The sequence below is a fragment of the Savagea serpentis genome, from assembly GCF_015351395.1.
Lineage (GTDB): Bacteria > Bacillota > Bacilli > Bacillales_A > Planococcaceae > Savagea > Savagea serpentis.
In genome coordinates, this window is record NZ_JADKPV010000001.1 from 660,502 (window position 1) to 675,726 (window position 15,225).

A 15,225-nucleotide genomic window follows, 5' to 3' on the forward strand; every position below is an offset into this window, starting at 1 on the left:
TCGTTAAGCTAATCGTTAAAGCGTAGTTTTATGAAATATGATCAGGAGCAATGGATGAACGGTGTAATGATTTAGGCTACATGAAAATGAAATTTTGGTGTATGCCTTTTATATAGTACAATACATGTACATATCTCTAAGGGAGGTCAATAGAATACAATGAATATTACATTATGGAATACACTTTTAAAAACACCACTACTTAAAAATAGTGAAACGAATAAAGTTCAACAGTGGATTCAAGCAGGGCAAGAAACGAGTTTATCGATAGCAGCGTTAGCACAATTACAAGGGATTTTTATACAACTCTCTCAATATCGAATGGAAACGCTTGCGAATTTGACGCAATTATCTCCTTTATCAAAAGATTATTTTGGTAATAATGATTTAGCGTTTACATGGAAAAAAATACATAGTATTTATCAATGCTCAAAAGAAGAATTGGCAGATGCTCTTTACATTAATGAAGTCGTCGTAAATATGTGGGATCGCTCGATTAACGATCGTGAAAAGTACGCGTTTACCGAAACATTTGAACGATTTATCGGTCGCACATTAGACGTATCTAGTACAGTTTCAATAGAAAAACGGATAGACGAGTCAGTCATTCAACAAAAAGTTTTAGAAGAAAACATAGTAGAGCTAGTTGAAGAAGACAAAGTTGAAGTTGTTGAAATGGTATCGCAAGAAAAAGATTTTACTTTTTTAGAACAGCTTTCCGTTTTGCAAACTTCATCTGTTCAATCGGTTGTGCATGCGGAAGAATTTACAGAGCTACAGCATTACATGCATGTGGAGCGTCCGATACAGGAACATTTCATACGTGCACTTGAAGAAGCAGAGAGCAAAAATGATGCGCATCTCATTATGTTATGCGGTAGCGTAGGGGACGGAAAAAGTCACTTAATTTCATACGTACATGAAATTCGCCCTGAGTTATTAGAGCAAGTGTATGTGCACAATGACTCAACGGAATCTCATAACCCGAGTGAAGATGAGATTGAAACTTTAGAGAAAGTGTTAGCACCGTTTGAAGGACGAGGGACCGGCCGAGATAAAGTCGTTCTCGCAATTAACCTCGGAGTGTTGCACAATTTTTATGCGAAACATCGCCATACAAAACAATTCCCGAAAACGATTCATGCGATTGAAGCATCCCGAGTGTTTGAAGTAGATAAAGACTTTGACAATAGCACAGAAGATGTGACATTGCTGAACTTTGCAGGATTACAACCGTATGAAATTAATGAGAAAGGAGCGACGTCACGATTTTTTGAAGCCATTATTAAAAAAATTGTCGCACCGACAAAAGAGAATCCATTTTATCGCGCCTGGCAAAAGGACCGTGAGCGCGATGTGTGGACACCTGCTCATTTAAATTATTCTTTATTACAGGAAGAAACGATGCCTAGTGCAATTGTTCAAGTGTTAGTAGAAGCGATGATGAAAGAAAAACTTTTCTTATCCACGCGTGCGCTTTACAACGTCATTTATGACATGATCGTTCCGTTAGATAATACAATATTCCATCCAGACCATATGCTCCCGAGCTTATTATTTTCGCGTCCTGAACGTTCAGACTTAATGCATGCTTTGCATACGATTGACCCCGTAGCACGTCGAGCGGAACTGTTAGATAACTTGTTGCGCGAATTTATTTTGACGAATGATGTAACATCGATGATTCAGCAACATTTGACAGGGAATGCACAGTATTTAACGATATGGGAAAAAACAGACGGAGACGTTGAAAGTTATTCTAAATTATTAATCCGTCATTATTATATTTTAAATCATGTTGCATTAAACGAACGATTTTATCAATTTTTACAAACATTATTCAGTTACTATACCGAAACAAATGATGCGTATGAAAAGCTATTTCATATGATGATGCAAGCGATTGAGCGATGGATTGGTAGTCCGAAAGAGCGTTATATTTACATCGATGCGATCGGTGAATCGAATTATCAATTGGCGATACCTTTCCAAGCGAATGCAAGACCAGGGCGTGAATTTGGACAGGCAAGAGGACAAGCTGAAATGAATCGTTTAAAACCAGAAGTCGAATTAGGATTAGATGTGAACGGAAAAACGATTTATGTGACGATTGATTATGCGTTATTTGAATTATTATTTAATGTGGCAAATGGATACCGTCCGACGAGACAAGACTACACAGAAGCTCTGCAGTTTGTTGAGTTTTATCGTGATATTATTCGCTATACGGATAAATCGGACGAAATGTTAATCGTCCATATTCCGACGAAACAAATGGTGCGGATGAAGAAGCCATTTTTCGGAGGCGGTTTGAAAAAATATGAAGTGGAGTCGATTGAGTGATGAGTTATCGTTTACAAGCTGAAACTATAAATCGTGTAATGAACGTCAATGTAGCAGAGAAAAAATATCGAAATAACCGACAAGATAAAGTATATTTATTGCCTTTCCCGACACGAAATCCAGAACGGGCTCAATTTAAGAACGGATTTATGCCAATTGTCGCAGGCGCTTTACGTAAATTACAAAATATAGCTATCGATTCAATTGAAGAACAATCCTTTGATGATGTGTTAGCACAACTCGACTTTAAAGACGCTATAGCGGAGCGGTTTTTTGAACATTATATCGAATCAGAACGAGCGATCGTTTCGAGCGGTACCGTTCAAGATGTTTCTCAGTTAACGGCTGTTCCACTGTCTGAAAATGCAAATGAAGTAAAAGGAGAAAAATATTTAATTCATTTCGTTCACGATGTCTTTTTACATCCTTACCGAGAGGAGTTTTTAAAAGGGATTCAAAGTTTAGAACCGAACAATATTATTTTCCAATTGTTCAGTGAGGAAGAAACAGAGTCGAAAAAAGGGAGTCAAATTTTATATGCGCCTAAATTGAAACGATTAGGGAAGCAATTTAAAAAAGACTTTTTATTATTATTAGAGCACCCGAGCTTTTTAGTGCAAAATATTGAATTATTGTTTGCGCAATATACATTTATCGCCATTAGTCAACTCATTTTACAAGTGAGTCGGATGGAACAGTTCAATGAAGAAGACTGGGTGCCGATCTATTTCTTTTACCAAGAAGAAAAATCTGCCCGTTGGCGGGATGCATATAAATGGGGCTACCGTATGGTTCGAAATGAATTAAAAAACTTTTATGCGCACGAACATTTATTAAATATCGTCTCGCAAGCAGAAAGCATTGAACAAAATGCGTATTATCATGATATTCAACAAGCAGTCGAAGCGGCAGGTCCGGAAGCGGTGAAAGAATATATCCAATCGGCGGAAGAGTGGATGAAAACCGTTTATTGCGTCATTGAAGAGAGTGGGCGTCCGTTTGAGTCGAGTGAAACAATCGGAGAATTGTATCGTGAAATGTATGAACAAGTGAAAATTAATATTCCGGAAGAAGTAAACAGCCGTTATCCGAAAGGGTTTGAGGAGTTGTTTAATCGCTTTTATTACAAGCATGGAGGCTCACTCGGCAAGTTAAATGGACTCGACCAACGACAAGTGATGTTACTCGTTGCCGTGAGTGTCGGAACGGAAAGATTAGAATTAAACTTACTTTGGGATGAATTTGAAAAGCGTGGAATTTTTGTTGATTATAAAACAAAAGAAGTTATCGTAGATTTACTGGATAGCTTGAACTACATCGAAAAGAAAAGTGATAGTGGGGATGCACAATATGTCAAACCAATTTTATAAATATGTCGCCAATCAATTAACACAATTTTTTCAAGAAGAAGTAAAGAAAGAAAATGTCGGACGTTACTATTTGCAATTACCGAGCATCGACATTTCCGAGAAATTGTTCGAAATATTTGAAGCGATGTCGGTTGCGAAGCCATTCATTTATAAGCACGAGGAAGGGTCTGAAACGTATGAAACGATCGCGTTACATTACGGAGAATATAAATATGTCATGGCGGTCGTCAATGACAATATTGCTCCTTCCTTTTTAGTAACATTGCGAAATGCGATGAGTTTACAAAAAGGGCAATGGGAAAATACTTCTCTCGTTTTGTTAACATCGTCCGTACAAGACTCGATTAAAGACGGGAGTATCCATTTAATTAATGAAGGGATGCCTCTACATGTCACACGCTTTATCGGGGCATTAGAACGAATTATAGAAGAAGATGTGAAAGATCCCGTTAGTCGCAAAATGATTCAGCATTTTTTAAAGCGTCGAGAACGTGAATATACGTTGGAAAACACAACATTTTTAGATTTTGAAGAAGTGTTACAAATTGCGAATAAAGAAAAAGTCACACCGAAAGACTATTTTAGCTTGCAATACTTTCCGGATAGTGAATTAATGCGCTTATTAAGTGAGCAAGAACTATTAAAAGAACAGTCAGCGAGTTGGAAAAAGAAAGAACGAGAAATAGAAAAGCGTCTCGATATCAATACAGCCCTTCACCATGACATTGAACAAATTCGAGAGTTAGGAAGTGCGAAAGAAGAATTAGAAAACCGTTTTGGAAACGGTAGAAAACAATTACAGCCTAAAAAGGATGAAGAGAAAGACGTCTGGTACGAGACAGATTTAACGAAAATTATCCAATGGGAAGAAGAAGTAAAGAGCAGTCGAGCGATTGAATTGTATGCCGATCAAATCACTTGCACGACAGATGAGGTGACGATGTGGAAACGTCCAAAATCATCAACTGCAGCAGGTATGCGAGAATGGAATATACTTTTGTTTTCGGAACAAAGGCAAGATGAAATAGAATTAATCATTCCGTTCAGTTTGAATACAAAAGTGAGTTTTCTATCCAATCAAGCGAGAAAATTTACATCAACGAGTGGCAAGAAATTAAAAGTGACATTAGAAATGAAAGATGGCGCAGATTTTTATCGTGTTTTGTATCGCCATGAAAATGAATCGCGCATGCGTTATATCTTTAGTATTTTAGTGCTTCAAGATAAGCCAGAGTTTTTACAATCAGTCAGTCAAAGTTATACGATCAATACGCAAAGTAAAGCGAAGTATGCGTTAACGATTGAGGGAAATGAAACGCCGATCATTTTAGGAGAATCAGAACGAGTAGAAGAAGTGGAGATTACAGAGTCTGAACAGACGATCGTTTATGAAGGAAAGAGCTTACAATTAAAATTACATCCTTCTGCCATTGAAGAGTCGGACACGACAAAAATGTATGTCCGTACACCAAACTATGAGTTACCGATTGTTATTAAAGATGAGACGATGACGATTGTTCCGAAGTTTGCTCGTGATATTTGGATAGAAAAATTCCAATCGACCGAGACGATTCCGTTTTCTGATGACTTTAGCCAAGCGTACATTTCCGATTATCCTTATTCTACTCATTCTACTGAGCGACCGTATTTAGAGTTGGAACGTCGCTGGGTGAAAGAAGGTTGGTATTATGCTGAGATGCAAGATGGTCAATGGACACCTATCCCACTCACTTTGCCGTCTAGCATCGAGCGAGCATATGAACGCATATTGAATTTGAGTAGAGACATCGATGCCCCTTTCACTTTTATTTATTATGAAGGGGAGTTGCGTGAAGCGGTTCAAGCATTGATTACCTCTTACATTCAAGAAATTCAAAGTATCCAAAACGATACTTTATTAACTGAGGCACAACGAAATTTATTTAAACTCGGTCGCTTAGATAATGGAGAAGAACTGATTTATACAAGTTTGTCTCCGATGAATATGGCGTATCAACTCGCGAGTCAACAATTGATGGCGAATGAAAAACTTTCTAAAAATACGATTGAGCGCATCCGAAAATCACATGTCTTACCTTATTTACAAGCGAATGATCGTTTATATAAGCCAGTGTCTCATGATGTTTTACCAGAATGGACAGTTTATAAAAATAGTGAAACGGTTCAAGTGGGAGAGGCGAATCAATTTTTAGCTCATGTCGTGAAAGAGAAAATTGAGCAGTTTTTAGAATACTATCCGTATTTATTTGCTATATCGAAGCGGACGCCATTCAAAATGAATATCGTCAACATTCCAGACGATTATGAAATCGTGAAAGGGATCGTTCAACTGTATATGCAAGAAATCCGAAAAGGTGCAGAGTTACAAGCAATGCGTCCGATTGAAATTACAAGTTATATGAAATCAGGAACGAGCGCTTTTGAAACCTTTATTCAACTCGCAACGGTAGAACAAGCGGAAGCTTTTTTACAAAATGTATCGTTTAAAAATAAGTTTGAACTAGAACGAGATGTCTTTATTCATTTACAACGTTTAATTCGCTTCTCAAAACAGTCGTTTACAGATGAAGTAAAGTATGCTCATTTATCATTTTACAAAATGGATGGAAAAACAGAAGTCGTGAAACAAATGATGGATAGCTTACCGAATAGTACGTCACTGAACGGTTTGCTCGTTTCACCTTCATCGCAATTGACAGAAGAGGGTGGGTACCGGATTGGGTTTGGTATGGGCTCTTTTGAATCGAAAAGTAAAAGCTTATTAGAATGGTTCGTTTTTTCAATGAATGAATTCGCAGCGAATATGATGTATGAAGGGACACATCCATATCGCAAATGGCAATCCATCGCGACACGCGTCCATCAATTGAACGAGCAAAAGCTGAATGAACTGTATAAGCAATCGCAATGGGTTACGTTTATTAATCCAGAAATGGACTTAACGTATTTTACAGAACATGAGGAAGATTTAATCGTTGTCCATTATAGCGATCAACTGAGCTCTTCGATGAGTTTTGATGCGATTACAGTAACGAATAAATCGAAACAGTATGTTCAAGTCATTCAACAATTTTTAGAAGCGCATGACATTCATCCGACACAAGAGGAAATCGAAGAAACGATTAAAGCATTTAACGTCTTTAACGGTGAATGGTTGCTGCGTGCTGTTCAAAATAAGGCGTACGATAAACGTGAAAAAATGAGTGTATTGTCTGCGTTAAAACAAGCACTTCGCTATTTCACAGAGCAAGCACACAGCATTCATTGGGTTCCAATCTCGATGGAAGAGATTGTACGTGTTTCAAATGCGATTCATTTAAGCAAAAAAGACGGTTTATTTTCAGGAATGACGATCGGTCATCATGGAAATTGTAGCGATGATTTATTAATGATGGGGTATGAAATTGATGAAGACGGTGAAATAGCGGTCCATTTATATCCGATTGAAGTGAAAATTGGACATAATGAATCTTCGGTAATTAGTAAAGGCATTGAACAAGTGAAAGCGTTAAATGCACGACTGCGCGATGTATTAGAACGAGATACATTTGAAAGTCGTTTCATGCGTCATTTCTTTATGCAACGTCTCATTACAAATGCGAAAAAAATGCATGAACAACAATTTTACGGAGAACCGATGGCAGAAGAAGTTGAATATCGATTGCTCAACAATGATTTCTATATGACGAACGCTCACCAACATTTATTCGGAGACGGTCTCGTTTTATCCTTTAAGAAAGATCAATATGTAGAAGATATTACACGTTTAAAAGGAGTCGTCGTTGCGACATATCCAGAACAATTAGGCTATGAGTTGTTGACAAAATCAATGACGGATATATTTGCAATGAAAGAATTTACGTATGATATACCGGCTACTCCACGTGAAGAGACGGTCATTTCACCAATGGAAGAACGAGAGAACATCGTTGAAATAGAAGAACAAATACCAAATAAAGTAGCAGAACCTGAAAGAGGCGAGCAGCAGGATACTCATTCAACGTTACCTAAAACAATAGTGGATGAACCCGTTCCGCTAGAGCCTTCGCCTGCAGAACCTGTTCCTGAAACAATCAGCGAAAGTCGTCCACTCATCGGTGCGACAAATGCAGGGATGAACATTTATTGGGAATTTGACCATAAAGGTTTAAGCAATCGTCATTTAGTGATCGGAGGACGTAGCGGTCAAGGGAAGACGTACTTCATTCAATCTTTACTCATGGACTTACACGATGCGAAACAACCGTCTCTCATCATTGACTATTCTGCAAGTTATACGCGGCATCAATTAGAAGAACAGTTCGTCCAGCATGTCGGCGAACATTTAAAAGAACGCGTCGTATATATCGATAAAATGCCCATTAATCCATTTAAACGAAGAATGAAGTTTGTCGCTGGGAGAGAAACACCAGAGCCTGCGAACGAAACAGCGAACCGTGTAGTGGAAGTATTTGCCTCGGTGTACCGCTCGTTTGGAGACCAACAAAAAATGACATTATACCGCGCGATTCGAAATGGGATCGAAAAGTATGAAGACCATATGACGCTCACGTTGTTAATGGACGAATTATCTTTATTGGAAGATAGTCAAAAGTCAGTGGTCACTTCAATTCAATCTCGTTTAACACAGCTCGTTGACATGGATCCGTTCGATTACACTTCCGAAAATAATTGGGAAGACTTGTTCACCTCAAACGGACAAGTCAATATTATTCAGTTAGACGGTTATGAACAAATTGAAATTAAAAAAGTGTTAACTGAATTTATTTTATGGGACTTGTGGTATTTCATGTTGAGCAACCACGAAGACCGTCCCGTCGCTGTCGTTTTAGATGAGGCACAAAATTTAAGTTTTGCACAAGGTGCTCCGTCTAACTTAATATTGCGAGAAGGACGAAAATTTGGTTGGTCTGCCTGGTTTGCTACTCAAACATTTAGTCAATTTACGACGGAAGAATTGGCGGTATTTGAGAACGCGGGAACGAAAATTTACTTTAATCCAGCGGAAAGTGAAGTACGCTCGATATCAAAACGTCTAGGTGGCGATTTTGAAGAAGTATTACGTTCCCTCAAAAAAGGGCAATGCTTCGTAAGCGGACAATTTTTAGAAGGAACTGAGTTAGGATCACCGAAGCAATACGTCGTTCAAGTACCCCCAATGAATAATAGAAAATAATAATTAAACCAGTGTCTCTTTTGAAGGGCACTGGTTTTGTTTTGTATAAATACGGTGAACAGTGTAGTTTGAGAAAAATTTTAATCCATAATTTTTAGGAAAGAAATAGTAAATTTTTCTTGAAATTTCATTCTAAAATCTCCGTACCGTCATGTTTTGTAACGTTACGAAATGATGTGTTACAAAATGTGTCGGTATGGCCGTATCGTTACGTTTTGTAACGTTATGAAATCGTATGTTACAAAACATTACCCCTAATAATACCATTCTTAAAAATTACCAAAAGATGATGATATGATCTTCTATCCATATGTATTCTATACCGTTAATATTTAATATCCGACATAGGAAGCTTCCCAAAAAGAAAAACCAAAAAACAATCAAAACTTTTTGTCCATCTTTTGAGAAAGCTTGTCAATATAAAAAATAAAACGAAAGATGGGAGATTTGGACGATGAAGATTGAAACGGAAGGAATTATGAAATATGGTTATGGCATTGTACCGAAAGCGATCATGAGAGACCAGCAGTTGAGTATTGAAGCGAAAGCGATTTATGCGTATTTAGCAACGTATTCGAATGCTGCAGGAGAAGCTTTTCCACCCGTTGAACAAGTGTGTGACGACTTAAATATTTCACGACAACGATTGAAAAAACATCGGGAAGATTTAGAGGCGAGAGGGTATTTGACGACATTTCGAAAACGGAAGGAGGTCGGATTTACGAATAATATTTATCGGCTCAATATGATCGTGAAAAAGAAAAAACCTCAACACGATTCCATTTATCAGCTGTATAAACAACACAAACTTTTACCCCCTTCACCTGAAACGAATGACGCCTTGCATAAATGGATAGAAAAAGTAGGAGCGGATATCGTCTCGTTAGCGATCAAACGAACAGCGGAATATTCGCGATATTGGAATTATACGAAATCAATTTTGGAAGATTGGGAACAGAAAGGATTGACGACGGTAGAGGAAGTGAAAGAAGAAATTAAACGAAGTAAAATGACATACGGTAGAAATAACAATACATATTCGAATCGACGGGAAGAACGATTGCCGAGTTGGTGGCAAGAAGCAAAAGAAGAAACATCCCAACCTACCATGACGAAAGAAGAAATCAATCAATTAAGAAATGAGCTCATGGAAGAACTGGGCACAAAGCCGAAAAAATAAACGGGCTATTTTCCAAAAAAGCTATGATTCCTTCCCTTTTTCTGTATAATCAATCGTAAGAGAAGGGAGAGGGGAAGATGCAAAATTTTAGTGCTTGGTCTTGGGTTTGTTTCATTTTATCCGTTGCGATGTTGTCGATCGGCTTTTACAAAATGTACGTCTACGAATCACCGCTTATGAGTACTGGGAATATTCAGAAGGGGAAGAGGAGTTGTCCGAGCAGCAGCCAGGGCAAAATGCGTATGTCATGGACGATGGATACAATTACGTCATTAACGGAAATTATGCGATCGCCTATTTTGTATTGTTTGGCGTATTTTTCATTTCGGCTTGGCTCATTCGTGGGGTAGAACTGTTAGAACGAGCGTATGCGAATAAAGATATTTCTTTAAAATAAACAATCCCTCGTTGAATCACACTTTAGAAAAAGTGGATTCAATGAGGGATTTTCATCGAAATTGCAAGATAAGACAACATGATTTATTTTTTGCGTTTTTTGTAAAAATAAAAGATTATGAGTAAAAGGGAAAGTACATAACCAATGGATGATACGAGATTAATAGTATCGGAAGTGATGTCGGAGGAATGCTGGGTTAGTAATAAAGCTAATCGTATGAGAGATGTGCCGATCGCCACACCAAAAGCGAACCATGCGATAAAATGTAGAGAATATTTCCTTTCTTTCATCGATTTCACCCCCAATTTGTTTTTAGTTATGAATCATTCGTGTAAAGGGACCTTCATCACGCCAAAATAAACGGCATTCTCTTTTTCGTTTACTTCATAAGTTCCATCATTTAAACGTGTAATCGTTTCTCGGTTATGTTCGCTCGATACTCGTAAAGTGGTTTCATTGACATGTTTATACAAAAGCGGAAATTGTTCTTTATAGATGATGACGCTCAATTGCTTCATGTCCTTGTACTCTGTTGGTGTCACATATTTTTCGAAAATATAATGTTCTTGAACCTCAGGGTGTTGAATAGGAGTCAAATTTTTTTGTGTAATCATAGCGATAAACCAAATATAAAACGAAAAAGTCGTCATTAAGAGAAGGATAAGAGAAGGGAGTTTATTTTTAAAAAGTATCGCCGCACTTAAACTTCCTATGATCCCCATGAAAAGATCTGTCGTCCAAGCGATATCCCACAAATTTAATTGTAGTTTTCTAGAGTAAATGACAAAATCGAATGTTTGCACGACGATGATCATTACAATTCTAAGGATGAAATACGCCATAAAAAGAAGAAAGGGTGGAAGAAAGAGAAGTGTTCTCATAGAGAGAACGTCCTTACATTTCATATAAACACCTCGAGTTGAGTAGATTTCTAATATATGGATATATGCTTAGTGTACCATAAAATGGATGGCATCTTTAAAAGTGATAGAAACTATTAAAAAAATATAGACTTTAAAATAAAACGGCTTACACGTTGAATCATGACATGTGGAAGCCGTTTTTGTTAAGTAACATCATTCCTATTTGCAAGTTTTATTAATAATATTCAAATCAGTATATTATTTTCGAATTTTATACTGAAACCGTTTGTACTTGTTCGATAATGTGTGCGAGGGCTTCGGTGGCGTTCATTTCGAACTGGGCTTCGTATCGATCGCACGCTTCGTGAAAAGTGGCGTTTTGTTTTTCGAGTTCGAGTGCAGTCCCTTCCGTTAAGTCGATTTGTTGAACGAGTCCACGCGCTTGTAAGTAGTGGAAGTTTTCTTGTTCAGGACCAGGTAAAAAATGATCGATGTAAATCGGGAGACGTTTATGAATAAGTTCGGTCATCGTCACACCGCCTGGCTTTGTAATGACTGCGTCCATCCGGTCGTATAACTCATTCATTTGCTCGCGGTTTTTTAAGTACGGAATCGCATGGAGTCGCGGATGGTTAGTCGCTTGAATTTTTTCGTATAATGTTTGATTGCTGCCACATAAAATGTTGAAATGATGACTTTCGTACATATGTAGAAGTTGATGTACTTGTTCGAGGTCCATAAAGCCCACATTACCTCCTGCGATCAGTAATTGTTGACCGACGTCTTGCAAAGGTTTCGGGATGAAAATTTCGTCATCAATCGGCACGCCAGTTACGAAAATATGCTCCGCTTGTTGACCGTATTCATCGATTAATAACTGTTTCGCTTCTACGTGAGGAACGAGATGGTAGTCACTCGTTGATTTCGCCCAAACATCATTCATGAAAAAGTCTGTATATACATTGACGACAGGTGGTACGAACGTTCCTTTGTCGCGCAATGCGCTCAAAATACTAGACGGGAAAGCGTGCGAACATAAAATGAGGTCCGGGCGTTTTTCGTCGAGTAATTTTTTCATCGAGCGAATGAAAAGTGGTGTTAAAATCGGCATTTTTTCTTTTTTCTTCTTCTTGCAAGAATTGACGTTTTTCTCATATATAAATTGATACGATTGTGGATTTTTTTGAATCCAACGAATGTATGTCGTGCCGACGATTTTTTCAAGTAATGGGTTCGTATAAGAGAGTAAGTCGACAATTTCAATATGTGTCGCAGGGTTGGTTTTTGTAATTTTTCGTTGTACCGTTTCCGCGACGACAGAGTGTCCCGTTGGAAAGCGGAAGAGTGGTAAAATTAAAATGTTCATGATACAGGCTCCTTTTTCAGTCGTTTTTGAATTGTTTGATAAATGAAATGAATAATAAAAAGTCCGAATAAAATAAAACCGATCGACGAAATGTAAACTGGAGGAATGTTAAAACGTGCGGCGACATAGTAGCCGAGCAATACGTAAGGAATGACCCATAAAATAGCCCCTAGGCAAGAAAATAAAGTAAAGCGTAGAACAGGAAGTTGTGTCGTCCCTGCTAAATAAGGGCTCACTTGTCTAACTCCTGGCAAAAAGTAGCCGAAGACGAGCGTACGGCGACTTCGCGTCTTATATTTGTACATGACCGTCTCCCATTTGTCTTTCGGCAAGCCGATCCACGGACCGATTTTTTCGAGAGCAGGTCGTCCAATCCATCGCCCTGCTGCGTAGGCGACGAGCATACCGGCAATCGCACCACCAATCGAAGTTAATGAAGCGAGAGGGAGCGACATATGATGACTCGCAGCGCTCATGCCGATAATGACGAGCAATGATTCCTCGGGGGCGGGAATGCCGACAATGCCAAAAAATAAGCTAATAAAAACGAGGAAATAGCCGTATGTTGCGAAAGCCCCTGTAATCGTTTCGATCGTCATCGCAAAACCTCTTTCGATAGCGCATGGAAAGAGCGTCCCGTTTGTAATTTCAAAAATTGTTCGACAGCCTCTAAAGTTTGTAGCGGAGCGCCTAAGTCGGCACCGAGCGTTCCGTCATGGTCGTGCAACAATAAAATAGAGCCGTTCGGTATATCTTCTTCTAGTAGGCGAGATAAGTGATTTTGCGATACTTTCCAATCTCCGAAAATATGACTCCAAAGGACGAATGGATAAGGACTCACTTTCATGGAAGCGGCATTGAAATGTCCCCAAGGTGGACGATATAACTGAGGCGCACGTCCTGTAATCGTTTCAATGACACGCGCACATTGTGTCACTTCTTCACGCAAAGCTTGTGGTGTCATTGTCCAGCTAGAACGATGGTGCATATGATGGATGCCGATTGCATGTCCTTCTTCACTCATGCGTTTTAGCAGTTCAGGATACGCTTTTGCGTGTTCTCCTACGACGAAAAACGTCGCTTTCGCATTATGCTCGGCTAATAAATCGAGCAATTTCGGTGTGTAAAATGGATGCGGACCATCGTCGAACGTTAAATACAAAGCATCGCATGTCGCATGTCGATGAATGCGTCGTTGGTTTGTATTGCGATAATAGAGTGTCGCCCCTACGGAATAGAACAATGTACTGCCGAGTGTTAAGGCGATCAGTCGCTGTAATTTCATAATAATCCCTCACTTTTCATCAGTTTGTATGTAATATAGCGTTTGATTCATGCAAAAAGTTTCGTTTTAAATCTTAATACTTCCTTAATTTCACGTAAAGGTTAGTTTCTAAACAAAAAAGGGTATGGAAAATGCAACGAAGGGCTACACCACTTTTGAACCAATCATGGTATAATCGTTCATAAGCAACCATTTCAGTCGTGTAACGTCCATAGTTATATGACACGCGTTTTGGAGGATCAGCATGAACGAATTTGAACAACCGCGCAAGAAAAAGAGAAAATTACGCAAAGTCCGTACATTGTTTACTCTTGCTGTCTTCACGCTATTTGGCGGAATCATTTATAGTACGTATCAATATTATGTCGGTACGCAAATGGCACGAGAGGCGATGTCGATTGAACCGGGACCGTTTACGAGCGATCTCGTCGATCCGACAAATCCGAGTGTGGAAAATATTTTACTGCTCGGCGTAGACGATGACGGGAGCGGCAAGTCCCGAACCGATACGATGATGGTCCTTTCATGGGATCAAGCTAAACAGTCCATTAAAATTGTTTCCTTTATGCGAGACATTTATGCCGAAATTCCAGGATACCGTTCGTATAAATTGAATACAGCGTTTTATTTAAACGGCGTACAAGGAACGAAAGATGCGATTCAAACGATGTTTGATATCCCGATTCATCATTACGCACTCGTCGATTTTAAAACATTTGAAACGATGGTCGACATCGCGTTTCCACAAGGATTAGAAGTAAATGTAGAGAAAGAGATGAGCGAAAAAATCGGCGTGCATTTAATGCCAGGCGTTCAACGCTTGAATGGACAAGAAGCATTGGGTTATGCCAGATTTCGTGCGGATGAAGAAGGGGATTTCGGTCGTGTAAGACGTCAACAACAAGTGCTCGAAGCGATGCAGCAAAACCTATTAAGTTTTACGACGTTAAAGCAAATACCGAAAACACTCGGAGCGGTTACACAATTTATTGAAACCGATATGTCACCGATCGATGAATTGTCGAAAGCGATGAAAGTTGTCACGTCGAGAGATTTAACGGTTGAGACGATGACGATTCCAATCGACCATTCGTATCGATTCGTCACGTATGAACATGCAGGTTCTGTCATCGAAATTGACCGACAACAAAATGCGGAAGCCCTTCAACAATTTCTGCAGTGAGGTCAGGGGGATTTGGAATGAAAGAGAAAGAAAGAGAGCACGTTTTACAAGAGCATGAAAAA

The 15,225-nt window shown here is 38.8% G+C and carries 10 protein-coding genes; 6 read left to right on the forward strand and 4 right to left on the reverse strand.

Annotation, left to right across the window (positions count from 1 at the left end):
- Positions 1–159 precede the first annotated feature (159 nt).
- The 5 genes from dptF to IRY55_RS03425 all read left to right on the forward strand — a co-directional run bounded on the left by dptF (position 160) and on the right by IRY55_RS03425 (position 10,466).
- Complete coding sequence (gene dptF, locus IRY55_RS03405) at positions 160–2,343, forward strand: DNA phosphorothioation-dependent restriction protein DptF (protein WP_194561842.1); 2,184 nt, start codon at positions 160–162, stop codon at positions 2,341–2,343.
- Complete coding sequence (dptG, locus tag IRY55_RS03410; protein WP_235961048.1) at positions 2,343–3,713, forward strand: DNA phosphorothioation-dependent restriction protein DptG; 1,371 nt, start codon at positions 2,343–2,345, stop codon at positions 3,711–3,713. The genes dptF and dptG overlap by 1 nt, the downstream gene beginning before the upstream one ends.
- Positions 3,694–8,889 (forward strand): helicase HerA domain-containing protein, encoded by a 5,196-nt coding sequence (locus IRY55_RS03415; RefSeq protein WP_194561844.1) that lies wholly within the window; start codon positions 3,694–3,696, stop codon positions 8,887–8,889. The genes dptG and IRY55_RS03415 overlap by 20 nt, the downstream gene beginning before the upstream one ends.
- 454 nt (positions 8,890–9,343) lie before the next feature.
- Positions 9,344–10,069, forward strand: a complete 726-nt coding sequence (locus IRY55_RS03420) for a DnaD domain protein (protein ID WP_194561845.1) — start codon at positions 9,344–9,346, stop codon at positions 10,067–10,069.
- 211 nt (positions 10,070–10,280) lie between these two features.
- A complete protein-coding gene (locus tag IRY55_RS03425) occupies positions 10,281–10,466 on the forward strand; it encodes a hypothetical protein (RefSeq protein ID WP_194561846.1) in 186 nt (61 codons plus the stop codon).
- A gap of 323 nt (positions 10,467–10,789) precedes the next feature.
- Here the strand turns inward: IRY55_RS03425 and IRY55_RS03430 are convergent, their stop codons facing one another.
- The 4 genes from IRY55_RS03430 to IRY55_RS03445 all read right to left on the reverse strand — a co-directional run bounded on the left by IRY55_RS03430 (position 10,790) and on the right by IRY55_RS03445 (position 13,980).
- Positions 10,790–11,080, reverse strand: a complete 291-nt coding sequence (locus tag IRY55_RS03430) for a hypothetical protein (RefSeq protein ID WP_194561847.1) — start codon at positions 11,078–11,080, stop codon at positions 10,790–10,792.
- Positions 11,081–11,600: 520 nt separating this feature from the next.
- Positions 11,601–12,695: an MGDG synthase family glycosyltransferase gene (locus tag IRY55_RS03435; protein WP_194561848.1), complete on the reverse strand. Its 1,095-nt coding sequence runs from the start codon at positions 12,693–12,695 to the stop codon at positions 11,601–11,603.
- Entirely contained in the window at positions 12,692–13,294 is a 603-nt protein-coding gene (locus IRY55_RS03440; RefSeq protein ID WP_194561849.1) for a DedA family protein, read from the reverse strand. The genes IRY55_RS03435 and IRY55_RS03440 overlap by 4 nt, the downstream gene beginning before the upstream one ends.
- Entirely contained in the window at positions 13,291–13,980 is a 690-nt protein-coding gene (locus IRY55_RS03445) for a polysaccharide deacetylase family protein (RefSeq protein ID WP_194561850.1), read from the reverse strand. The genes IRY55_RS03440 and IRY55_RS03445 overlap by 4 nt, the downstream gene beginning before the upstream one ends.
- 244 nt (positions 13,981–14,224) lie before the next feature.
- Between IRY55_RS03445 and IRY55_RS03450 the strand changes: the two genes are divergently transcribed.
- Positions 14,225–15,163, forward strand: coding sequence for an LCP family protein (locus IRY55_RS03450; protein WP_194561851.1), 939 nt, complete (start codon positions 14,225–14,227; stop codon positions 15,161–15,163).
- Positions 15,164–15,225 lie beyond the last annotated feature (62 nt).